The organism is Paracidovorax cattleyae (assembly GCF_900104515.1).
Classification (GTDB): domain Bacteria; phylum Pseudomonadota; class Gammaproteobacteria; order Burkholderiales; family Burkholderiaceae_C; genus Paracidovorax; species Paracidovorax cattleyae.
On record NZ_FNJL01000018.1, the window covers coordinates 1 to 22,103 of the forward strand.

Here is a 22,103-nt window from a genome sequence, read left to right on the forward strand (position 1 = left end):
CCTTCAACGCTTCGATGTGCAGGTGGGCCTCAGCCAGCAGCTTCTTGAGCTTGGCGTTCTCGCCCTCGATCTCGCGTAGTCGTGTGGCCTCACTGGCTTGCATGCCGCCGAACTTGGCGCGCCACTTGTAGAAGGTCGCGTCGCTGAAGCCGCCCAGGCGGCACAGTTCCTTGACCGGCATGCCGCCTTCAGCCTGCTTGAGGAACCCGATGATCTGCTCGTCGGTGAATCTGCTCTTCTTCATGTCCGTTCTTCCTCTGAAAACGGACTCTACTAACCTTCTATTGGTACGCCCTATGGGGAGCAGGTCAAGTCACAGCCTCGCAGATTGCCTCGGCATCTGCGGCATCGTGCTTGTTGCCTTTGACGTAGGGCTTCACGAACTGCGGCGCCATCAGCCGAACGGTGTGCCCCATGCTCTGGAGCTTGCGCGCCCAGTGGTGCGCACTTCCACAGGCCTCAATTCCCACCAGGGCCGCTGGAAGGTTGACGAAGAAGGCCGCCATCTGCTCGCGCTTCAAGGCCTTGTTGAAGAGCTTCTTTCCATGCGCATCCACGCCGTGGACCTGGAAAACGTTCTTGGCCAGATCAATACCGATGGTCGTCGCTTGCATGGTGGACTCCTGGTGGTGAATGAGGGCTGAGCCACCTTTGTGGCAGAGCGCTCACTGTGCTCCGGTAAAGGAGGGGCGTCCATTCCATTGGCTGACACCACCGATCCACGAAGCGTGCACAGATGATCGCTGCAGCCAGTTTCAATAGCGCTTCGTGGATGTGCAGCCGCCTTTCGACGCGAATGCGCAGCTTGCCAAAGCCTGCAAAACATCCATCGCAATGGGCGTGCATTGAGTCCATCGCCAGCAAAAGCGGCTGCACCGCCCAGACGCTAGACAACCGGGTCAAGCAGCACGAGCGCGACACCAATCAGCGTGAAGGTCCAAGCACCGAAGAGGTCAAGCGCATCAAGAACCTCGAGCCGGAGGTGCGTGAATTGCGCCGTGCCAACGAGATCCTGAAGATGGCCAACGGGTTTTTCGCCCAGGTATGGCTCGACCGCCGGCTGAAGTGACGTACGCCTTCGTGGATCGGCACCACGAACACCACGGGTTTATGGCGCCGACAAGGTCTGGCGCCAGCTCAGGTGAGAAGGCGTCGCAGTGGCTCATGCGTCGGCAAGGCCTGCAGGCCTGTGGCAGTTGCTCGATGGACGGCTTGGTGTCAAAGATCAATCGCGTGCTCCGTGCGATGCGCGCGGACAGTCCCTCACTGTATTGAAGCGCATGGACGGCCGGGTCCACTGCCACAGCAATGTGAGAACGGCCAATATCGCAAAGGCCAGCCCCACCCAAGCCAATCTGGACAGTCCCCAACGCGCAAGCGCGGTTGCGCCCAACATCGAGCCCACCACCACCCCACCGTTGAAGGCGGCGATGTTCAAGCCCGAGGCCACGTCGAGTGCCTGCGGCCGATGCCGGTGCGCCAGTGCCAGGATGCGCGACTGCAATGGCGGGATGGCGCCATAGGTCGTCAATCCGAGTGCCATGATCAACGCCATCATCAGCGGGAAATTTGCCTGGCCCATGCCGATAAAAGCCAGCACTGCTGCGATACCGACCAACAGCCAAAGGGATGCGCGATCCATGCCCATGCGATCGGTCATCCGCCCGCCCACGACATTGCCGACCGCCGCACCAATCCCGTAAGCCAGCAACATCGCGCTCGCGCCCCGAATATCGGTGAGGGTGACTTGCAGAAGCAACGGCGTGATGAAGGTATAGAGTGCGAACGAACCGGCATAAGACAGCAACGGCAAGCTGGCTCCGGCCAGCAAGCGCCGATCGAACAGCACCGGCAACTGCCGCCAACCTGCTCCGGCCTTGTCGAGGTCGCCTGCACCGGCGGGCATCCACCAAGCCAGCCCGAGCGCGCCGATGAGGCCACAGCCAGCGATCAAAGCAAAAATCCACTGCCACGGCAGTACGCGGCCCAACCAGGTGCCCGCAGGCACGCCCAGCGCCATCGCCACGGTCACCCCGCCGAACACCAATGACAGTGCCGCACCCGCCCGCTGCGGCGCCACCAACCGAGTCGCGACGCTGGAGGCAACTGCGAAAAACACCCCATGTGCCAACCCCGACATTAACCGTGCGACCAGCAGTAGCGGCAAATGCGTAGCCAGCGCCGCCAGCACATTGCTGGCGGTGAAGGCCAGCATGGCGACCAGCAGCAGGCGCTTGCGCGACCATCCCGACGCCAGTGCGGTCAGGACTGGCGCGCCGATCACCACGCCAGTCGCGTAGAGCGTAACCGCCAACCCCACCTGAGCCGTACCGGTCTTCAGGCTGTCGGCCAGGGAAGCCGCCAGACCGATGCTGATGAACTCGGTGAAGCCGATGGCGAAGGCGCAAAGGGTGAAAACATAGATGGCAACGGGCATGGGACGGCTCCAGAGCGTGGTCCGTCGCCATCGAACGCGACGAACACAGTGATCCAGCCGTCAATTTTGGGAATCTCGCAGTTTTCCAAAAAGGAGTAGATTGGCAAAACATATGTGATGAATCGGAATAAATGGCCATACGCAACCTGGATGATCTGACGGTGTTCCTGAAGGTCGTGGACTGCGGCGGCTTCTCGGCCGCCGCCCGCTCGCTGGACTTGGCACCGGCCACGGTGAGCAAGCAGATCGCACGTCTGGAACAGGCGTTGGGCGCACGGCTGTTCGAGCGCAGCACGCGGCAGCTGCGCATCACCGACGAAGGCCGGGCCGTCGCCGAGCGCGCCCGTCCCGCGCTGGCGCTGCTGGATGAGGCGGCCGATGTGGCCCGTAAAGGCGTGCAGACCTTGACGGGTACGCTGCGTATCACGGCGCCAGTGACGCTGGGCGCGCGCTACCTCGCGGCGGCGGCCGCGGCGTTCCGCGAGCGCCATCCGCAGCTGGGGTTCGACCTGCAATTGAGCGATCACGTCGTCAATCTCTACGACAGTGATCTCGACCTGGCGATCCGGGTTGGGCGGCTGGCCGATTCGCGTCTTTTCAGTCAGCGGCTGGCGCAGAACAGGCGCATCCTGGTGGCGGCTCCGGCGTACCTGCGGCGCCTGGGCATCCCGGACCACCCACGCGAACTGTCGCGCTACCAATGCCTGCTGTTCGCCTACCCGGGGCTGCGTCCGCTCCGGTGGACGCTCAGGCACTCCACCCGGCGCGGTGCGATCGAGCAGGTGGAATTGCCCGGTGACCTGCGCAGCGACAATGGCGAAGCGCTGCGCACCTGGTGCCGGGCTGGCTTGGGCATCGCGCTGCGTGAGACCTGGGACGTGGCGGAGGAGTTGCGCAGCGGCGACCTGGTGCGCGTGCTCCCCGACTGGGCCGAACCCGCGGTGCCGATCCAGGCGGTGCGCGTTCAGCGTTCGCCTGTCCCGCGCCGGGTCAGCGCGTTCGTGGAGTTTCTTGCCGGACAGTGGCGGCAGGCACCTTGGGAATCCTGACATTCTCATCCGTCCATGTATCCATGCAGGTTTGAGCGCCATGGCTTTCTGGCTAGCACGGCAGCCATCGCCAACACCGCAAACAACCAGCCGCTCCACACCGTTCCCTGCATCCCTATTGCTTCGATGAAGCCGCCGCCGGCCGCCGCCCCCAGAACCACGCCGAGGTTCGCTGCCGAGACATAGAGGCTGGTGGCGAACTCGGGCGCATCCGGCGCCGCCGAAGTCATCCACATCTGGCTGACGATCAAACCGCTGGTGTGCGCCGCGCCCCACAGCAGGCAGATCGGCAGCATGGCCGCGAACGAAGGCGAAGCGAACGCCAGCAGCACGCCATAGGCGGTCGCCAGCGCCACGGGATAGCCCAGCACGGTCTGGGCGAGCCGGCGTCCCAGCGCACGCCCGGCCAGCAGGTTGCCCAGCACACCGCCCACGCCGAAGACCGCCAGCAGCACGCTGATCGCCTCGCCACCCAGGTGCGCCTGCCGCGCCAGGTATTCGGCGGCATAGCTGTAGACGGAGAACATCGCGGCGAACACGCACACCGCCATCGCGATCGACAGCCAGACCGTGGGTCTGCGCAGGACGGCGAGTGGACGACTCTGTACGGCCGCCTGCGCCTCAGGCCTGGAAGGCAGCACGATCCATAGCCCGGCAGCAGCGACCAGGCTCACCGCCGCGCAGAAGTAGAACGCCGCCTCGTAGGACACCCTGGCCTCGATCCAGGTCGCCAGGGGCACACCCAGCACCAGCCCCAGCGTGGTGCCAAGAAATGCCATCGAGGTGGCGTGCGCGGCACGTTCCGGCGGGTACAGCGAAACAGCCGCAGCGAAGGCCACCGAGAAGAACACCGGGTGCAGCAGGGCCGACGGCACGCGCAGCGCCATCAGCCCCCCGAAGCTCGGCGCCCACGCCGACAGCAGGCTGCACAGGCTGAAAACCAGCAGCGAACCGGCCAGCACCTTGCGCCGGTCGAAGCGCGACAGCCACAACACCATGGCCGGCCCGCACACCGCGACCACACCGGCAAACAGCGCGACCAGCCAGCCGGCCTGGGCTACGCTGATGCCGTAACGCTGGACGATGGCCGGCAGGATGCCGACCACGCCGAACTCGACGGCATACAGGCCGAACAGCCCCAGCGCGATGAAAAACAGTGCGCGCGCGCCGTTCATGGCTGCGCCTCTGTCCGTCGATCGGGCGTCGTTGCCGGGCGTGCCCCGGACGCACCCGCCGGAGCGGGAAAGCCATGCCGCCTGGCCGCCCACACCACCACCAGCGTCGCCACCAGCAACACCAGCAAGGCCGGGGCGAAAGCGCCAACGCCCAGCCGTTCGAGCAGCACACCGCCCACGATGCCGCCACCGGCAATCGCCGTGTTCCAGGCGGTGACCAGCATGGACTGGGCGACGTCCGCCGCCCCGTCGCCGTGTTTCGCGGCCGTCTTGGCCAGCGCCGTCTGGAACAGCGTCGCCGCGCCGCCGAAGGCCAGGCCCCAGGCGGCCACCGCCACATAGACCACGACAGGCGCATCGCCCGCCACGCCGAGCGCCAGCGCGGACATCCCGAACACGATGGTGCTGGCGAGCGTCAGCGCACGCAGATGGCGGTCGATCAGCACGCCGACGATCCAGATACCCAGCAGCGAGGTGACGCCGAACACCAGCAGTACCAGGTCCGTCCGCTCGGCCATGCCCGCCGCCGCGAGGAACGGCGCGATGTAGGTATAGAGGATGTTGTGCGCCAGCACGAAGGCCAGCACCACGAACAGCACCGGGCGCACGCCGGCGATGGTGAACACACGGCCCAGCGGCAGCCGCTTGCCCGCGGCCTGCCCGGCGAAGTCCGGCACCTGGACGCGCACCCACACCATGAGCACCAGCGCCAGCGCGCTCATGATGCCGAAGCACGTCCGCCAGCCGACCAGGTTGCCGAGGAAGGTGCCGGCCGGCACGCCCAGCGACAGTGCCAGCGGCGTGCCGACCATCGCGATGGCGATGGCGCGCCCCTTCTGGTGCTCGGGTACCATGCGCGCGGCATAGCCCGCCAGCAGCGCCCACAGCAGCCCGGCCGACACGCCCGCCAGGAAGCGGGCCACCATCGTCAGCACATAGCTGCCGGAGAATGTCGTGACGGTATTGGCGACCACGAAACCGGCGATGGCCGCCAGCAGCAGCGGGCGGCGACGCACGCCCTGCGTGGCGGCGGTCAGCGGAATCGCCGCCACCAGCGAACCGATGGCGTAGATCGTCACGGTCTGGCCGACCCAAGCCTCGGACACCGCCAGACCGTGCGCCATCTGCGGCAGCAGACCGGCCGGCAGCGCTTCGGTCAGGATGGTGATGAAAGCTACCATCGCCAACGCCAGCAACGACGCAAGCGGCAGGCGGTCATGAGCAACGGCGCTCATCGTCCGGCCTCCCGCGCGGGTTGCACCGCGTCGTCCTTGGTGCGGGCCACGACCACCTTGCCGGCAACGCCATCGCCTTCCACCAGCCGATGGGCCTCGATCAGGCGGGTTGCATCCAGCGGATGCAGCACGTGGCGGGCGGTCGAGCGCAGCACGCCCGCATCCACCAGCGCGGCCACTTCGTCGAGGATGCGGTGCTGCGCGATGATGTCCGGCGTGCGGTACAGCGGACGGGTGAACACCATCTCCCAATGCAGCGACACGCTCTTGGCCTTGAACGGCGCCGCATCCAGAGTGTCGTGGTCGTCGATGATCGCCAGCCTGCCCTGCGGCGCGATCAGGTCTGCCAGTGTGTGCAGATGGTCGGCGGTATGCGACAGCGCGGCGATGTGGGTGACAGGCGGCACCGGCAGCGCGCCGACCTGCGCCGCCAGCGGTTGCCGGTGGTCGATGACGTGGTGGGCGCCCAGGGCGAGGCACCAGTCGCGGCTTTCTCCGCGCGAGGCTGTGGCGATCACCGTCAGGCCGGTCAGCCGCCGCGCGAGTTGGATCAGCAGGGAGCCGACGCCGCCGGCACCGCCCAGCACCAGCAGGCTGCCGGCATCGGCCGGCTTGCCGGGTGCCACGCCCAGGCGGTCGAACAGCAGTTGCCAGGCCGTCAGCGAAGTCAGCGGCAGCGCCGCCGCCTCGGCGAAGCTCAGCGTCCGGGGCATGTGGCCGACGATGCGCTCGTCCACCAGGTGGAACTGGGCATTGCTGCCGCTGCGATCGAAAGAGCCGGCGTAGTAAACCTTCTCTCCCGGCTGGAACAACGTGACCGCTTCGCCGACGGCTTCGACGATGCCCGCAGCATCCCAGCCCAGCGAGCGGACGCCATCGGGCACCGCGACCCGGCCGGCCCGAATCTTGGTGTCCACTGGATTGACCGAGACGGCGTGAACCGCTACGCGCACGTCGTGCGGCCCCGGCTCGGGACGCTCGGTTTCGACATCGGTCAGGCAGTCGGGATCGTCCAGCGTGGAGCCGCGACGAAACGCGATGGCCGCCATGCGTGCGGGACTCGTCTTCATCACCGCACCTCCAGCGCGCCATAGACGGCATCACGCAGGTCGGTGACGAAGCGGCCGGACATGCCTTCGTACAGCGTGTTGGTGAAGGCCACGACGCTCAGCCCCTGCGCCCGGTCCACGAACCAGGAATGGCCGTAGGCGCCGCCCCAGCGCCAGGTACCCACCGATTCGGGGGAAGCGGCCCGCACCGGGTCGCGCAAGACCGAGAATCCCAGCCCGAAGCCGAAGCCCGGCGCATCGGGCAGTTCCCGGCCGTCCGTTTGATCCCGCGCCATTTCCGCGATCCATTCGTTGGGCAGGAACGCACCGCAGCCCTGGCGCAAAGCTTCCAGCAGGCGCAGCAGGTCTTGCGCCGTCCCCGCCATGCCCGCACCGCCCGAAGGAAATGCCCGCGGATCGAAGATGCGGGAGGGGCTGTAGGTGATGCCCACGGCGCCCTCGAAGGCCGAGACCGTCTCACCCTCGGCCAGCCGATGCGGCTGCGGCGCGTCGTTCACATAGGCGGTCGCCACGCGCTGGGGATCGCGCGCGACGAAGCCCGTATCGACCATGCCCAGCGGGCCGGTCACGAGCTGGCGCACCGCCTCGTCCAGCGGCGTGCCGTGGACGCGCGCGATCAGCGCGCCCAGCACGTCCGTCGCCAACGAATAGCCCCAGGCCGTGCCCGGTTCGTACAACAGCGGCACGCTGGCGAGGCGGCGCAGGTTTTCCTCCAGGCTGATGCCGGACGCATCCATGCCGTCCGACACGCCGGCCCGTGCATAGGGGCCGGCTGCGTCGGCCTCGAAGAAGCGGTAGCCGAGACCGGCCGTATGGCTGAGCAGTTGCCGCACCGTGATGCATACCGGGCGGCCATCGGCCAACCGGGGTTTGAAATCGGGCAGCCAGCGCCCGATGCCCGCGTCCAGGTCGAGCCGGCCTTGCGCCAACAGCGCCAGGGCCGCAGCGGAAACGATGGGCTTGCTCACCGAGGCCAGCCGGAACACCGCCTCCAAGGCCATCGGCCGCGCGCTTTCGCGGTCGGCGAAGCCGGCCGCCTGCTGGTGGATCAGTTCGCCGTCACGCGCCACGAGGATGACGGCACCGACCAGCCGCTGGCCGTCGAGCGCCTGCTGCACGGTGTCGTGAATGCGCGTACCGAGGTGCGCCGGCGGAACGCCTTGGCGCAGGAAAAGTGGGGGATTCGTCATGGCAACTCGCTCGCCTCAATGAGTGAAGCCTTGACGATAGAAAGCCTGCGATTAAAGAAAAAGCAGGCTACAGTTCCTGTTTGTGCGGAGCCATGTGTCCGCAATAGAGGTGTGAAATGGACAGCCTGAACGGCTTCGTGGTGTTCGTGCAGGTGGCTGAGACGCGCAGCTTCGTCGCCGCTGGCCGGCTGTTGGGTGTGTCGGCCTCGGCCGTCGGCAAGAGCGTGGCGCGGCTGGAGGAGAAGCTGGGGGTGCGCCTGTTCCACCGCAGCACGCGCAGCGTCACGCTGACCGCCGAGGGCACGCTGTTCCTGGAGCGCAGCCGCCGCATCCTGGCCGAGATCGAGGCGGCGGAACTGGAGTTGTCGCAAGCCACCGCGGCGCCGCGCGGACGCCTGCGGGTGAGCCTGCCGCTGGTCAGCTCGCTGGTGCTGCCGGTATTGGGCGAGTTCATGCGCGAGTACCCCGAGATCGAACTGGACCTGGACTTCACCGACCGGATGGTCGATGTGATCGAGGAAGGTTTCGACGCGGTAGTACGCACGGGCGAGCCGACCGACTCTCGCCTCACGGCGCGCAGGTTGGGCACCTTCCGCTCGGTGCTGGTCGCTTCGCCTGGCTACCTGGAACGGCGGGGGACACCCCAAGCACCTGCCGATCTTCTGCTGCACACTTGCCTGCACTACCGCTTCCCCAACAGCGGCAAGCTGGAGACCTGGGCATTGCGACAGGAACCTGGCGCGCCGGAGCTGCAATTGCCCACCTCGATGATCTGCAACAACATCGAGACGCGCGCGTGCTTCGCGCTCCAAGGACTGGGGATCGCCTATTTGCCGGACTTCGCCATCCGCGAGCCGTTGGCCGACGGCCGGCTTCAACCCATCCTCGCCGACCATGTGGAGCGCGGCGGCGTCTTCCACGTGCTCTGGCCTGCGAGCAAGCACCCCGCGCCGAAAGTGAGGGCGCTGGTGGACTTCCTTGGCGCGAGGGTGTTTCCAGAGCGCCGTGCCGAGCGGGGCCGAGTCGCTCGGCGATAGCACCAACCATGGGAGATTCAGCCCAATGCCCGACGAAGCGGGTGTCTTCGGCAACCGCCTGAAAGCAACGCAAATGCCGAGACTCCATGGCGCTTTATTCTTGCAGTGCCCTGCACTGGAACGCGGGACGCCGCATCTGCCAAAGCATCCACGCAATGCCCAGACCCATGGCAATGGCACCGACCCACGCCGTACTGGTCAGCCCCATCGCCTCAAGGCTGGCACCGCCCAGCAGCGAACCGAGTGCGATGCCGGCATTGAAGCCGGCGATGTTCAGCCCGGCCGCTACGGCGGGCGCCTGCGGTGCGTGCAGGTGCGACAAGCCGATAACCCGTGCCTGCAAGGCCGGTACCGACGCGTAGGTCAGCGCACCCAGCACGCCGGTCAGCAGCACCATCAGCGGCAGTGACGGCGCACAGGCCCATATCGCCAGCAACACCACGGCCAGGCCGACCAGCACCGTCATCACGGCCGTGTCAGCGCCCTTGCGATCGGTCAGCCGTCCACCCCACACGTTGCCGATGGCCGCCATCACGCCATAGACCAGCATCAGCAGGCTGGCGGTGCTTTCGCCGGTCTTCGTCACCTGCAACAGGAGCGGCGAAATGTAGGTGTAGAGCGAGAACGATCCGGCGTAGGCCAGCACGGTGATGCCGGCCCCTGCCAGCAGGCGCGGATTGAACATGGCCTTGAGGCCATCCATCGCATCGGCCTGCGCCGAGGCATCGGCGCGATCCGTCGGCATCAGGGTCAGCAGGCCCAGGAAACCAATCGCCCCACTGGCAGCCACGGCCATGAAGATGACTTGCCAGCTCAACACGCTGCCGAGGTAAGTGCCAAGTGGCACGCCCAGCGCCAGGGCCAGCGTCAGTCCGCCGAACACTACGGCCACAGCCTCGCCGGCGCGATGCCGTCCCGCGAGTTGCGTGGCGACGCTGGACGCTACGGCCAGGAACACGCCATGTCCCAGGCCCGATGCAAAGCGAGCCATCAGCATGGGTGTCAGCGCATCGGACAGGCTGACCACCGCGTTGCCCAGCGTGAACAGCGCCATCGCCACCAGCAGCAGCCGCTTGCGCGGCCAGCGCGTAGCGAGTGCGGTCAGGCCCGGCGCACCGATCACCGCACCCAGCGCATAGGCGGTGACCGCCGTGCCGACCTGACTGACGCTGGCATGAATGTGAGCAGCAATGGTGGACACCAGCCCAATGGTGACGAACTCGGTGAAGCCCAGGGCGAATGCGCACAGCGCGAACACGTAGATGACGAAGGGCATGCGCTCGTTCATGCCGATACCCGCTGCGCCAGCAAAGGCAGCATCGCTTCGGCCACGCCCTTGGCTGACGCCGGGTTCTGTCCCGTCACCAGCCGCTCGCTGACCACCACCTGCGCCTGGAAGTTCGCTGCGGGAACGTGCCGGGCGCCGCGTTCCTGCAGGGCATCGGCCAGCAGGAATGGAACGGCTTCGGCCAGACCGACCGCACGTTCCTCGTCGTTGGTGAAAGCCGATACGTCCTTCCCATCGACCAGATAACGGCCATCGGACAGCGTGAGGTTCACCAGCCCGGCCGGGCCGTGGCACACCGCCGCGATGACACCCCCACGCTCGTAGATGCGCGCCGCGATGGCGGCCAATTCGGCGTTGCCCGGGAAGTCCCACATGGTCGCGTGGCCGCCGGCGTAGAAGATCGCGGCATAGGCGCCGGTATCGACCTGTGACGGTGCCAGTGTGGATTCGGTGGCCGTGCGCAGCGCCATATCGCTCCAGAATGCGGCATTGACCGGATCGTCCAGGTCGAGGCCATCGACGTGCGTGCGGCCGCCCTTGGGGCTGACGAAATCAACCGCGTAGCCGGCTGCGGTCAACACCGCATGCGAATGAGTGACTTCCGACAGGTAGAAGCCGCTGGGTGCCGCGTCGGCGGCATCGGCTGGCCCCTTGCGGTCATGGCTGGTCAATACGAAAAGAATGCGCTGGGTCATCTGAAACTCCTGTCCATGGGCGTTGCCGGACACACCTCGACAGAAAGCGAGGTTGGCAACGGCATCGGGAACAAAGAGTGTCAGTCTGGGCAAATCGGTATATCCTTTAAATGATCAAAATAAACAAACACTTTCTACGGAATGACCTAGATGGCGCTGCGCAATCTCGACGACCTTGCCGTGTTCGTGCATGTGGTGGAGCGGCAGAGCTTCTCCGCCGCCGCCCGCGAACTGCATCTCGCACCCAAGACCGTCAGCAAGCAGATCGCCCGGCTGGAACAGGCACTGGGCACCACGCTGTTCGAACGCAATACCCGCAACCTGCGCATCACCGACGAAGGCCGCGCCATCGCCGAACGGGCGCGCGTGGCGCTGGGCGTTCTGGAGGAAATGCAGGAACTGGCGACCGGCGGCAGTCAGGAACTCAGCGGCACCATCCGCCTGACCGCACCCACGCCATTCGGCCGCAAGTTCGTGGCTCCGGCGATCCACGACTTCTGCCGCCTGCATCCGGGAGTCGGCTTCGACCTGCGCCTGTCCGATCAGGTGCAGGATCTGTACAGCGGCGACCTGGACATGGCGATCCGCATGGGCGAACTGGCCGACTCCCGCCTCGTAGCGCGGCGCGTGACCGACAACCGGCGCATCCTGGCGGCGTCGCCCGCCTACCTGAAAGCGCATGGACAGCCTGCGCAGCCGGAAGACCTGGCGCAGCACCACTGCCTGGTGTTCGCTTATCCCGGCCTGCTGCAAAACGCCTGGCCGTTGCGCAAGGGCCGCCGCGAGAAGCCCACCGTGGTCAGCGGCACACTGTGCAGCGACAGTGGCGACGTGCTGCATGCCTGGTGCCTGGCCGGGCTGGGCATCTCGCTGCGCGAGACCTGGGACATTCACGAGGAACTGCGCAACGGGCGTCTGGTTCGGGTGTTGCCGCAGTGGGAGGCTAAACCTTCCAAAATCAGCATCGTCCGGGCGCGGCGCGAACCCGTACCGCGGCGGCTGACGACTTTCAGCGATTTTTTGCTGGAACGCTGGCGGGACGCGCCGTGGGATGCGGCCTGACATGTTCAGTGTCCTTGGGTGCTGCCAGGCAACACTGCCGCAACCGGCACCGGCCGCCTGTCCGGCCAGCCACTCCACACCGTCAGCAGCAGGCCAATGCCCACCATGACCGCGCCGACCCAAGGCGTTGCCCCAACCCTGGCCGGGAATCCGCCACCAGCCCGCCGATGAAGGCGCCGAGCGCGATGCCGGCATTGGCGGCCGACACGTGATGGTGGAAGCGATGTCCACCTTGCCCGGCCGATGGCGCTGGGCCAGTTGCACGACGTAGAGCGCCAGGCCCGGCACGTTGCAGAACATCAGCGCGCCCAGCACGCCGAGCGCCAGGATCGAACCGAGCATGGATGGGGCCGTGAAGGTGAAGATCCAAGAGCACCGCCGCTTGCGCGCGAGCATCGGCGTCAGCGTCGGCACGACCTTCTTGCCGGACACTCGCCCGCCAAGGAAATTGCCGACGATCACCGAGACACCGTAGAGGGCCGGCATCCAGTCCACGCCGTTCGGGCCGAAGCCGGTGATGCCGGCCAGGATGCTGGGCAGGCAGGCGAGGGCGACGAAGGTGCCGCCCCGGGCACGGAAGTTCATGCCGAACGCGATCAGCAGGCACCCGCTGCCCAGCACCTTGACCTGCTCGATGAGATTGCCGGCCGGCGCGATGTCAATCTTGCGGGGCAGGGTGGCGGCCATCGCCGCGACCGCGATCGTCAAGCCACCGAACGTCTCGCGTGTGCAAGGCATCCCGCCTCGATGCGGCCTTCAGCCTCGAGCGCCGCGTCGCAGTCCCCGTAGTCGTCGCAGGTCAGCGTGCCTCGCCATCGATCGAGGAACGCCACCGGGTACTTTGGGCCGCGCCCCGTGCAGAACTCGTAGATGACACCCGGCTCCGCGTCGTGCTCGCCTCGCGCATACGCCCACACGTAGTCTTTGGCCATCTTGTCCTCGCCGGGGTCGAGCATCTTGACAGGCGTCTCGTCGGCGTGCGGCACCGGCGCGCCCAGGAAGAACGCGCGGTGCGCGTCGCACAGCGGCATCAGGCCCGCGCCGCCTGCACCCGACCACGCTGCCAGTGTCGAGTGCGGCGTGTGCACGTTCGAGCGCGCGTTGACCTGCTCTTGCCGGTAGTACGGCAGGTGGTCGACGAAGCGGCTGACCAGCACGAAGAACTCCGCCGGCACGATGTCCAGTCGCTCGCTCACGTCCTCGCCGATGCGCGTCATCGGCTGGCCGCAGGCACACGTCGTGTTCTGGGGCTCGTGGCGATGCTCGACGCGGCGCAGGTGCTCGGGCAGCGGCTTGCAGCCCGGCTGGCGCTTGTCGTCGAACGGCGGCTCGGGGTGATTGTCTTCGCCTTGCAGCACGCGCAACTGCTCCATCAGGCTCGCCTGGTCTTCGTCCATCTGCTCGAGCCGCTGCCACGGCAGCCCCGGCACCAGGGCATCGAACTGTGCCCGCGTGAGCGCAGGCACGGCCGCGTCGCCCGCGCCCGGCAGGCGAAGCGGCCCTGGTTGAGCCGGCGCGTCGCGCACCACACGCCCAAGCCGTCGTGCACGAGCAGCTTCACGCGGGAACGGCCCGCCGCTTACATCGAGGAACCGACTTTGGTCGTCGCCAACGTGGAGTTCTATGGTGCGCACCGGGCGTCGGTCGCTGGCGTGGCGGGATAGGTTGGAAATTGCCCTCAGGGCTTCCGGTACGCCATCAGTAACTTCATCTCTGGGATCCCAGGGGAATGTCAGCGCACTGAAGTGCGCTCGTAACGCTTTGACAAGCCCTCAGAAGGGCAGTGTCTGCGGATCGATGCCCTGATCTGGCCCATTGAGCCGGCCTGCATTGAATTCAGCCTCCACGGTGAGTGCTTGCGCTTCGGTGGTAAGCAGGCCTGCATTGGGTTGGTTCGTCTGATTCATCAGATTGCCAGGTGCTCCTCCAATGGGCGGATGGTTCAGGCCGAGCGTGTGTCCGAACTCGTGCGCGCCCGTGCGTTCGAACGACGCGCCGCCGGCCGCGCTGCGGCCCGTGCCCGCATGCGGGCCTGCCGCTGCGGGCAAGATGTTCGCGATGTTCTGGCGGATGAAGATTACGCGTTGCCTCTCTCGAAGGCCGCCGGCAATATTGCGACCAGGTGCGTAGCCGGCGACCCCCCCTGGTCGGTATTGCCCAGGCATGTAGCGAGGCCCGACTCCCTGCTGAAAACTCGGAAGTCGACCCAAAGGCACCAGCCGGAAAACATGGTCGTTGGGATAAATGTGGTTGGAGGCGCGAATTCTCGCCGACGTTACGACGCGTACCGTGTCACCCGCCATGGTCCCGTTGCGGCTATAGCTGCGTGCTATCTGCCGTTCGAGGCGGCGCGCGAACCTGCGTACCTGCAACGGCGTGAAGGTCCCGCCGGGAACGTTGCTCAACAAAACACCGGTCATCCTGATGCGCAGCGTGGGCAGGTTGCCGTTGCGTCCAGGGACACGCCACACGATGATCTGGCGCCCGTCGCTATCCGCAAGCGTGGTCGGATCGTCCCTCACGAACTGGAACAGGTTCAGGCCGTTGATGGTCCCCGAAGGGTCAGGATTAAGCCATCGTCCCAGCCAAGGAGCGAAATAGCGTGCGCCATAGTCGTAGAGGCCCAGCCCATCGTCGGCGATTTTGCCGCTGTAGCGTATGTGCTTGGGATCGACAGTGGCCTCATCGGGGCCCGCGACGACCGAAGTGCCGCCAAAAGGGTAGTAGGCTTCGTAGCTCAGCGGGGTGCCCCCGGGATCGGCCTCGACGCTGATCGAGTTCTGCGCTGCGGCCAGTTGCAGGCGCAGCTGCGAGGTCGTCGTCGCGCCGTCGATGCGCTCATCGAGTATCGCGAGCATTTGCTGTGCGCTGGCCAGGCGCGTGCGGGTGGAGCGCAAGGTGAGTGCACCGCCACTTGCCACGTCTTGCATCAGGTCGACCTGAAAGCCAGGGCCCAGGAAGATCTGCTGGAGCACTCGCACCATTGTGCCCTCGGCGTCGTGCTCTTCGATCACGCGGCGCACGCGGTTGCCCGTGTGGTCGTAGCTGTACCACTCGCGGCGTGTGCCCGGTGCGGTCTTGTCGTAAGGGCCGGCCTGCGCCATCAGGTTGCGCGCGTTCCAGCCCAACGACACCTCGGTGCCAAGCAGGAGCTGCAGCGGATTGCCGTTGCAGTCGTAGCTCTGGCCTGCCAGCCGGTTGCTGTCGGGCTGCACTGGCTGCCGCCGCTCGAAGTCGGTGCCGCCGTTGCTGGACACGAGGTGCGTGAGCGATATCAGGTTGCGCGCGTCGTCATAGACGTAGCGTTCCTCGTAGCCGCGCAGCCTGACCTGTTGCTCGGGATTGGCCGGGCACAGCGGTGCAAAGATCGACTGCTTGAAGCCAGCCACGTGCGTGTTCGCGGTGATTCCGGGGTGTTCGATGCCCGTTGAGCCGCAGAGCTCGTAGATCGCATCGTAACGGTAGCGTTTCACGGCCTCGGGCTGCGGGTAGCAGAACAGCAAGCTGGCGCAGCGGTCGCGCACCAGCGTGAGGTTGCCGACCGGGTCGTAGACGTAGCCGATGTTCTGCAGCCCTCGCCGGTTGCCGCTGCCTTGCGGCGGCGGTGCACTGCTGGTCCATGTCAACAGCCGCCGCGTGGTGGCCTCGTAGCCGCGCTCCTGATCGATACCACCACCGAATGCGATGCGCTCGATCTGGCTGGAAGGGTTCCAGACGATGTCGGTTGTGACCTCGAGCCAAGCGCCGTCGCTGCCGCGCAGTTGAGACTGCCGCATGCGCCCGGTGAGGTCGTAGCGCAGGCGCGTCGCACTGCCATTGGGGAAAACTTGCGCGATCGTTCGCTTCTGCACGTCGAAACGTGATTCGATCCGGTAGACGGTGGCTTCGAGTTCGACCGGCTGGTTCCAGTTCGGTGTCACGCGATAGTCCAACGGCAGTTGTTTGGAACCCGCGGTCAGTTGTCCCTGAAGCGAATAGTCGGTGTGTACGAGCAGGCCAGTCTCATCGCGGTATTCGTGGATCCGGCCGCAGAGGTTGTGGCGTGCGGCGTTGGCGGCGGTTTCTCCCCAGGTGATTTGCTCAGTGCGTAAGCGCGCAGAGGTGCCGTCATCGATGTCCACGCGAAGCACACGCTGCAGCCGGTCGTACGACTCTAGGGTGGCGCGCAGCGCATCCCAGCGTCGCATTGGGCTACCGAAGATGTTCTCCAGCGTCCAGCGCGTGCCTGCATCCACGCTGATCGAGCGCGCAGGCGTGGAACTTTGCATCGCGTACATGTAGCGGAAGTTCGCATGATCTGTGCCGTTGGTGACGTTGTCGTAGTACAGGCGCGGATCGATCGCGAGCAGGCGCCGCTGCTGAGCATCGGTGCGCAGGAACGTGGTCAGACCATTGGGCTTGAGCTGCGCCGTCACAGCTGCCGCGAATGGCGCGAACTCTGGTCCAAGATGCAACATGAAGCCCGGAAAGTACGGACGGAACCTGCCGGTGATCCATGTGCCGGTGGGCGAGTCATTGCGCGTGACCAGATAGCCTTGACGGTGCAGTTCGTTCCACAGCGCCTGGGAGGTCACGCCGCTGCCCTGGACGATCGCCTCGAAGGCATCGGGCGGCACGTTGCCCAGGTTGTTCTGCAGCACGCGGATCTGCGAGCCCGCGTTGTCGAATACGTCGGTGCGCGGCGTGTTGTAGAAGTCCGCCGCCTGCGTCAACGCCTCCCATTCGTCGCGCTGCGCGGTGGTGGGGTCGCCGGGATAGTCGCGCATGAAGGCCTGGTAGTAGACCGAGTCGCGCACCGTGTCGTCACGGTCGTAACTCAGCGTCTCCCACGGGGTATAGCGAGAGCGCGAGAAGAAGCCTTTGGGATCATCGCTGCGCAACAGGCGCTGCAGCGGGTCGTAGGCATGGCGTGTGGGCGGCACCGGTGAGCCGCCTATCGCTGTATCGCCGGGCGTGTAGAGCGGGCTGTCCGAAAGCCAGGCGTAAAACTGCTCGACTTCGAGGCTGGAGGCATTGAATCGCTTGCTGCCCTCGACCAGCCAGAGCGGCAAGCCCGTGATTGGGTCATGGTCGGCTTCGCGCCGTGATTGCACCGACCCTTCCTGCGCATCCTCGTAATCGACCTGGGCGAGGATCAGCGTGCTCTTTCCATTGTTCGGGTCGCTGCCCAGGTCACTGACATGTGTCTGGCGCGTGAGCGTGATACGTGAGCAAGGCTGCCCATGCTCGGCATAGGCCCTGCCGTGGTACATGCAAAAGGAGGTGGACTGTTGCAGGTAGTAGGCCTTGTGCTCCAGCACGTCTGCGAAGGTGGCGCCCGGGCGCCGCTGGAAGTCGGCGGGATCGTCGAGGTTGCCGTCACCCACGCGTGGCCCGCTCGCATCGGCAGGCTTGAAGATCGAGGTGGCGAGCACGCGTGCGAGCGGGTCGTATAGATACTGTTGGTGATTGCCGTTGGCATCGATGGCCAGCGCTGGCAACAGGCTCTGATAGTTGGGTTGCACCCAGCTGTCGAGCCAGACGGTGTCGGCGATGCGTTCGCGCTTGCCGATGATGAACAGGTGGTACGGCTTGTCGTGACCAAACACCGTCTCCGACAGCAGACCGTCCACTGGCTGACTGCCAGCCGGCGCCTCATAACGCGTTCGCCATGGCATGAAGAAGGACTCGGGTTTGGCCGGCAGCGCATAGTCGGTGACGAGGCCCGGGTTCCACCAATAGCCGGTCGTGGCGGCCACATAGCCGCCCTCGTCGCGCAGCAGGGGCGCATCGACCTTTGTGCCGAAAACCTCGGTCAGCCAGTAGTCCGAGAACGCTGCATCCTCGCGATGGTGCGCGAGCGCGCGGGCGGAGATCTCGCCCAATGGCAAGGCTGCATCCTGCGCGTCGTTCCAGTAGTAGGTGCGGCGCCAACTGTAGGGCCGCGTCTGCTGCCTGGCCGGATCGAAGGGCTCGCCATAGGCGATGCGCTGCAGCAACGCCGACTCGACCAGTGCCCGCATCCCGGCCCAGTCGAAGTGTCCAGCCGGAGGAAGCGTCAGTCCGCCCAGCTGCAACCCCTGGATCTCGAACTCGGCGCCGAGCAAGCGGAACGGCATGGTCACGGTGCTGAGGTCACTGAGCTCGACGATGCCGCGCACCACGGTCTGCTCCGGATAGACGATGCGGTCGGGGTCGAGCGTGGCGCGGCGCGGGTAGTTGATGCTGCTGCTGCGCACGATGTCGCCATAGGCGTTCACCTCGAGTACGAAATGGTGCTGGGTCGAGGGATCGTCGGCGACCTCGTCGTAACTCAGATTCAATGACTCGTGCGGATGCACGTAAATGCTGGCCGGGCGGTCGGCGTCCGCCGATTGCTCGAGTCGCGCCGACCAGGCGTTGCTGCTCACGGTCAGTGGCACTGCCTGGCTGCCGCCGTTCGCATAGAGCTCCTCGTGTATCAGATGGCCGGCCATCGCTCGCCAGGCTTGGTCGACCGTGTCCGCGCCCGCCTTGGAGATATCTGGCTGGAGCATCACCGGCTCGAGCACGAAGCCATGCGGATCGGGGAAATACTGCGAGCGCGCCTGCTCCAACAGCGCCTGGTCCTGACGGGGATCTCCCGCCAAGTACCAACTGCGCGTGAGTGCCTGCGACGTGCTAGCCAGGCTCGGGAAGCCCGCAAGGGATTCCTCTCGGTCCAGCCGCGTGACGTGCCCGAAGCCGCGGAACTCGCGCCAAACGGGGTCGTAGTATCCGTTGGCGTAGTCGAACTCCTGCCAGCTGCGCACCTGATTGATGTGGTCCGTGACGCAAACGTTGGCCACCACCTCGACCGGAAATGGCATCTGCGTGAGCCAGGCCTGGCCCGCGCGCTGCGCCGCCAGCGCGTAGCGTGTGGAGCTGGCGTAGCCCAACACGGTCTCAGTGCCGCGTTGGGTGTCCCAGCGCAGCAGCATCCAGGGCCTCGGCGTGGCGTTGGCCGTGATGCCGGCCGGTGCCTGCCCGTCCAGAGGAAAATAGAAGTGCGCGGTCTGCGGATGCATTTGCGTAAATACGATGCAGACCGAGCCATCGCCCAGGATGTCGGAGAAGTTCAGTTGCGCGGTGTCCGAGAGCTGGCCTGGCAGGGCGATGCGTCGTGGCGCGGAGAAGCCGTTGCCGGATTCGTTGACGTGGATCTCGATGCAGTCGTCGCGCGCGATCACGAGGTCGACGCCCGCGCCGCCGCTGAGGTTGGCCAGGAAGATTCGGGTGGCTTGCGTTCGGCTGTCGAAGCGCGGCGCGTTGGCCAGCACGATGCGCTCGCCGAAGCGCCCGTGGCCCAGAGAGGGCCAGACCTCGAAGCTGCCGTCGCGGATGCGCACGCGGTGAGACAGGCCATCGCCGAAGGGATCGGCAAAGGTCAGCACCTCGGACTCGCCGCCTTCGCTGGCGATCGGAAAGCCATCCGGCAGCGCCGTGCCGTGCGGTTCGCCCCAGCCCTCGGTACCGCGGCCCTCGAACACGGTGGCGCGGGCCGACCCGAGCATCAGCGCGTCGCTGCGGCCGGTGCCGCTGAGCGCGACCTCCATGCTCGCGACGCCAGGCGTCGCAGTGGGGCGGTTCGGGAAGGGGCGGTATGGCAGCCAGCGGTGGTCCTCGCGTTGAAAGTAGCCGTGCAGCGTGTCGGTACTCGCTACCAGCGCGTAGCGGCCGTCACCGTTGAGATCGGCCAGTTCGAGTGACGGCGCCTGCGGCATGCCCAGGTCAGGGAGATCGTCGAGCGGCAGTGGCGCTGCGTAGCGCCCATCGCCCAGCGGCCGGTGGTAGTAAAGGGTGGGTCCTTCGCTGTTCAAAAGCCCGGGCAGGCCGACGCCGTCCAGGTCGATGGCTTGCAGGGCCGGCGAGCCAACCGTACCCGGGAACTGGGCGCCCAGAGTGTCCACCTGCAGGACTCGGTAGGTGGGCGCAGCCGGAGGGTCGAAGCGCGTGTAGTCGAGCTTGACGGAGGGCTGCGAGAGCTGTTCATAGGTGCCGTCATCGGATCGGCGGCGCCAGCCTGTCTCGCGCAGCCCGGCCAGCGTCGTGAAGACCGGGCTGGGCGTGTGCTCCAGCGCCCACGATCGCGTCAGCGCCGGCTGGTCGCCGAGTTCCTTGAATCGATGGAACAGAAGGATGTTGCGGCAGAGTCGTTGGGTGCGCAACTCGAAGCCCGGCCGAAAGCTCGAACAGGCATCGGGCCGCGTGGCCCAGGCGCGTACCGGTTGGTAGGGATTGCTGCCGGGCTGGTCTAGTGTGTCCAGGGCATATTCGCCGTAGTCAAACACCAGTTCGAACGCGGCTTGTTCCGTGCCGTCGTCGTCGATGTAGTTGCCCCAACTGATGCGCTCGATATAGCGCTGAGCTGGCGGACCGCGGTCGGATTCGTAGACCGCGTTCGGTAGGTTGGCTTGGTCGTCGCTCTTGTAGCGGTAGCGCACCCAGTTGCCTTTGCTGTCGCTGGTTTCCTCGATCAGCCACTCGGTGGTACGCGTGGCGTCGCGCGGATCGGCGATGCGCGAAGCCGTTCCGGTGCCGTAGATCGAGACGCGGTTCTCGCGGTCCACCGTCTTCCACGAGCTGGTGCCGTCGGCATTCGGACGCTGGATCATTAGCGTGAAGTCGCTCTCGAACTGGGGCAGATAAACCACACCCTCGTCGTCGCCCGGGCCCGTGGTGGTGCGCCGAACAAGCGGACCTGCGCTTGCGAATTCGAGCGGATCGTCGCCTAGGTACTCGGGCACACCCACGGAGGTGCGAACCGAGAACCCGGGCAGGCCGAGTCCAAAGCCCAGGCCGAAGGGGCCGTTGCCGGCGCGCGAGGCGTAGACCAGTGCGAGTTGTGGTGCCAGGCCGCGCGCCTGTGGCAGATCCAGCGCGAAACTCAGTTCGACGCTGCCGGTGAAGCCACCGGCCTGCAGGGTTGGTACGCTGCCGAACAGCGGGGGCGCAGCGGCGGCGGTGTCCCCGCTTTTGGCGTTGCTGAAAGAGGCGTGGTTGCTCATTGGTGTCATCGGTCTCTATTGCGGCACAAGCCCTGGCGGCCATTGCCTCGAATCACCCAAGAATGCGCGCCGCTCTGGACTGTCATAGCGCGCGAGATATTCGCGGGTGCCGACCTGCAGGGGCTCCTCGGCACTGCTTTCCAGCAGCGCCGGATTGAGCTGGTTGCAGCTGAAGGCCAGTTGCACCGCGAAATCAGCGCTGACCACGCCGTGGGCGCTCAGTAGGTGACCGTCGAGCGTGGTGTTGTCGAAGCCGCCGAATGCCAAGTGGTGCACGCCGCCCTGGTATTTCGCGAGCACCACCAGCACTACCTCGACTGGGGCACCATGGGGCCTTGCGAGGCGATCCCTCGGCGTCAGGTACTGCACCGGCTTGACCTTTCCGCTCGGAAGCAGGAACAGGTGGTCGCGGGTCACGAAGACCCCCTGGCTGTCAGTGTCCAGCAGGTAGTGAACGTAGTACATGATGTCGAACCCGATCTGCGCGTTGAAACCGCTGCTCAGCGCGATGTCCCGCTGCTGCCACTCGATGCCGCCCTCCTTCTGGAAGCCCGACAACACCAGGTCGTTCTGCGCGATGTCGCGCACCGGTACGAAGTTGTTCGGACTGACCTCGATCGGCGTGTCCTGCCCGAAGCAGGCGCAGCAGCAGTAGCAGAGTTTGCCGTCCTCGATCAGCGCTACCGGATGGTCGAATCCGACCTCCTGGCAGTAGGTGCTGATGCCATGCTGGTTTGGCCAGCAGGTACTCTTCCAGTTGCATAGCTGACCGCGCATAGCTTTGACCTGCTCCACGCAGATCGACGCGTACTCGTGCATAAATAACTAGGCTCCTTGCGAGTGATCAACGAGGACTGCCG

At 66.1% G+C, this 22,103-nt stretch carries 17 protein-coding genes and 2 pseudogenes; 5 read left to right on the top strand and 14 right to left on the bottom strand.

Annotation, left to right across the window (positions count from 1 at the left end; all coding sequences use genetic code 11):
• From BLR05_RS15325 to BLR05_RS25955, 3 genes and pseudogenes are all read right to left on the bottom strand, one after another.
• Positions 1–244 (bottom strand): transposase (locus tag BLR05_RS15325; protein ID WP_143015929.1); only part of this gene is annotated, 244 nt, incomplete at its 3' end.
• A gap of 67 nt (positions 245–311) precedes the next feature.
• Positions 312–614 (bottom strand): annotated as a pseudogene (locus tag BLR05_RS15330) (IS110 family transposase); the annotation flags it as partial.
• A 94-nt stretch (positions 615–708) separates the two neighbouring features.
• Positions 709–819 (bottom strand): annotated as a pseudogene (locus BLR05_RS25955) (IS5/IS1182 family transposase); the annotation flags it as partial.
• Between BLR05_RS25955 and BLR05_RS25960 the strand changes: the two are divergent.
• Entirely contained in the window at positions 806–1,069 is a 264-nt protein-coding gene (locus BLR05_RS25960) for a hypothetical protein (RefSeq protein ID WP_143015930.1), read from the top strand. The pseudogene BLR05_RS25955 and the gene BLR05_RS25960 sit on opposite strands and share 14 nt — an antisense overlap.
• A 156-nt stretch (positions 1,070–1,225) precedes the next feature.
• On the opposite strand, the gene BLR05_RS15340 is transcribed toward BLR05_RS25960, so the two are convergent.
• Positions 1,226–2,437 carry an MFS transporter gene (locus BLR05_RS15340; protein WP_092835700.1) on the bottom strand — a complete coding sequence of 404 codons (1,212 nt, stop codon included), beginning with the start codon at positions 2,435–2,437 and terminating at the stop codon, positions 1,226–1,228.
• Positions 2,438–2,568: 131 nt separating this feature from the next.
• Between BLR05_RS15340 and BLR05_RS15345 the strand changes: the two genes are divergently transcribed.
• Complete coding sequence (locus BLR05_RS15345; RefSeq protein ID WP_092835702.1) at positions 2,569–3,486, top strand: LysR family transcriptional regulator; 918 nt, start codon at positions 2,569–2,571, stop codon at positions 3,484–3,486.
• Positions 3,487–3,491: 5 nt separating this feature from the next.
• Here the strand turns inward: BLR05_RS15345 and BLR05_RS15350 are convergent, their stop codons facing one another.
• The 4 genes from BLR05_RS15350 to BLR05_RS15365 are packed head-to-tail and all read right to left on the bottom strand — an operon-like array spanning position 3,492 to position 8,156.
• Positions 3,492–4,661, bottom strand: coding sequence for an MFS transporter (locus tag BLR05_RS15350; RefSeq protein WP_092835704.1), 1,170 nt, complete (start codon positions 4,659–4,661; stop codon positions 3,492–3,494).
• Positions 4,658–5,896 (bottom strand): MFS transporter, encoded by a 1,239-nt coding sequence (locus BLR05_RS15355; protein WP_092835706.1) that lies wholly within the window; start codon positions 5,894–5,896, stop codon positions 4,658–4,660. Before BLR05_RS15355 ends, BLR05_RS15350 begins: the two co-directional genes overlap by 4 nt.
• The gene (locus tag BLR05_RS15360) at positions 5,893–6,966 is read right to left on the bottom strand and encodes a zinc-binding alcohol dehydrogenase family protein (protein WP_244160109.1); all 1,074 of its coding nucleotides are present in this window, start codon (positions 6,964–6,966) and stop codon (positions 5,893–5,895) included. The genes BLR05_RS15355 and BLR05_RS15360 overlap by 4 nt, the downstream gene beginning before the upstream one ends.
• A complete protein-coding gene (locus BLR05_RS15365) occupies positions 6,966–8,156 on the bottom strand; it encodes a serine hydrolase domain-containing protein (RefSeq protein ID WP_092835708.1) in 1,191 nt (396 codons plus the stop codon). The genes BLR05_RS15360 and BLR05_RS15365 overlap by 1 nt, the downstream gene beginning before the upstream one ends.
• A gap of 116 nt (positions 8,157–8,272) precedes the next feature.
• Between BLR05_RS15365 and BLR05_RS15370 the strand changes: the two genes are divergently transcribed.
• Positions 8,273–9,193, top strand: a complete 921-nt coding sequence (locus BLR05_RS15370) for a LysR family transcriptional regulator (protein WP_092835710.1) — start codon at positions 8,273–8,275, stop codon at positions 9,191–9,193.
• 94 nt (positions 9,194–9,287) lie between these two features.
• Here the strand turns inward: BLR05_RS15370 and BLR05_RS15375 are convergent, their stop codons facing one another.
• Entirely contained in the window at positions 9,288–10,469 is a 1,182-nt protein-coding gene (locus BLR05_RS15375; RefSeq protein WP_244160110.1) for an MFS transporter, read from the bottom strand.
• A gap of 8 nt (positions 10,470–10,477) precedes the next feature.
• Positions 10,478–11,176 carry a type 1 glutamine amidotransferase domain-containing protein gene (locus BLR05_RS15380; RefSeq protein ID WP_092835714.1) on the bottom strand — a complete coding sequence of 233 codons (699 nt, stop codon included), beginning with the start codon at positions 11,174–11,176 and terminating at the stop codon, positions 10,478–10,480.
• Between the two features lie 150 nt (positions 11,177–11,326).
• On the opposite strand from BLR05_RS15380, the gene BLR05_RS15385 reads away from it, so the two are divergent.
• Both BLR05_RS15385 and BLR05_RS26790 read left to right on the top strand, forming a co-directional pair.
• Positions 11,327–12,238 (top strand): LysR family transcriptional regulator, encoded by a 912-nt coding sequence (locus tag BLR05_RS15385; RefSeq protein ID WP_092835716.1) that lies wholly within the window; start codon positions 11,327–11,329, stop codon positions 12,236–12,238.
• Positions 12,239–12,527: 289 nt separating this feature from the next.
• Complete coding sequence (locus tag BLR05_RS26790; protein ID WP_196289341.1) at positions 12,528–12,713, top strand: hypothetical protein; 186 nt, start codon at positions 12,528–12,530, stop codon at positions 12,711–12,713.
• A gap of 229 nt (positions 12,714–12,942) precedes the next feature.
• Here BLR05_RS26790 and BLR05_RS15395 read toward each other — a convergent pair whose 3' ends face one another.
• The 4 genes from BLR05_RS15395 to BLR05_RS15405 all read right to left on the bottom strand — a co-directional run bounded on the left by BLR05_RS15395 (position 12,943) and on the right by BLR05_RS15405 (position 22,062).
• Positions 12,943–13,635 (bottom strand): IS66 family transposase, encoded by a 693-nt coding sequence (locus BLR05_RS15395; protein ID WP_143015931.1) that lies wholly within the window; start codon positions 13,633–13,635, stop codon positions 12,943–12,945.
• The gene (locus BLR05_RS27645) at positions 13,611–13,799 is read right to left on the bottom strand and encodes a transposase (protein WP_143015932.1); all 189 of its coding nucleotides are present in this window, start codon (positions 13,797–13,799) and stop codon (positions 13,611–13,613) included. The genes BLR05_RS15395 and BLR05_RS27645 overlap by 25 nt, the downstream gene beginning before the upstream one ends.
• Before the next feature lie 211 nt (positions 13,800–14,010).
• The gene (locus BLR05_RS15400) at positions 14,011–21,243 is read right to left on the bottom strand and encodes a SpvB/TcaC N-terminal domain-containing protein (RefSeq protein ID WP_167361274.1); all 7,233 of its coding nucleotides are present in this window, start codon (positions 21,241–21,243) and stop codon (positions 14,011–14,013) included.
• Positions 21,244–21,258: 15 nt separating this feature from the next.
• Entirely contained in the window at positions 21,259–22,062 is an 804-nt protein-coding gene (locus BLR05_RS15405; RefSeq protein ID WP_092835723.1) for a hypothetical protein, read from the bottom strand.
• Between the last annotated feature and the right edge of the window lie 41 nt (positions 22,063–22,103).

Excerpts from the sequence above, each read along its gene's own strand:
- BLR05_RS15405 (WP_092835723.1), bottom strand. The coding sequence starts at position 22,062 with ATGCACGAGTACGCGTCGATCTGCGTGGAGCAGGTCAAAGCTATGCGC.
- BLR05_RS15365 (WP_092835708.1), bottom strand. The coding sequence starts at position 8,156 with ATGACGAATCCCCCACTTTTCCTGCGCCAAGGCGTTCCGCCGGCGCAC.
- BLR05_RS15345 (WP_092835702.1), top strand. The coding sequence starts at position 2,569 with ATGGCCATACGCAACCTGGATGATCTGACGGTGTTCCTGAAGGTCGTG.
- BLR05_RS15400 (WP_167361274.1), bottom strand. The coding sequence starts at position 21,243 with ATGAGCAACCACGCCTCTTTCAGCAACGCCAAAAGCGGGGACACCGCC.
- BLR05_RS15355 (WP_092835706.1), bottom strand. The coding sequence starts at position 5,896 with ATGAGCGCCGTTGCTCATGACCGCCTGCCGCTTGCGTCGTTGCTGGCG.
- BLR05_RS15375 (WP_244160110.1), bottom strand. The coding sequence starts at position 10,469 with ATGCCCTTCGTCATCTACGTGTTCGCGCTGTGCGCATTCGCCCTGGGC.
- BLR05_RS15370 (WP_092835710.1), top strand. The coding sequence starts at position 8,273 with ATGGACAGCCTGAACGGCTTCGTGGTGTTCGTGCAGGTGGCTGAGACG.
- BLR05_RS15350 (WP_092835704.1), bottom strand. The coding sequence starts at position 4,661 with ATGAACGGCGCGCGCGCACTGTTTTTCATCGCGCTGGGGCTGTTCGGC.
- BLR05_RS15340 (WP_092835700.1), bottom strand. The coding sequence starts at position 2,437 with ATGCCCGTTGCCATCTATGTTTTCACCCTTTGCGCCTTCGCCATCGGC.
- BLR05_RS15385 (WP_092835716.1), top strand. The coding sequence starts at position 11,327 with ATGGCGCTGCGCAATCTCGACGACCTTGCCGTGTTCGTGCATGTGGTG.
- BLR05_RS15380 (WP_092835714.1), bottom strand. The coding sequence starts at position 11,176 with ATGACCCAGCGCATTCTTTTCGTATTGACCAGCCATGACCGCAAGGGG.
- BLR05_RS15395 (WP_143015931.1), bottom strand. The coding sequence starts at position 13,635 with ATGGACGAAGACCAGGCGAGCCTGATGGAGCAGTTGCGCGTGCTGCAA.
- BLR05_RS15360 (WP_244160109.1), bottom strand. The coding sequence starts at position 6,966 with ATGAAGACGAGTCCCGCACGCATGGCGGCCATCGCGTTTCGTCGCGGC.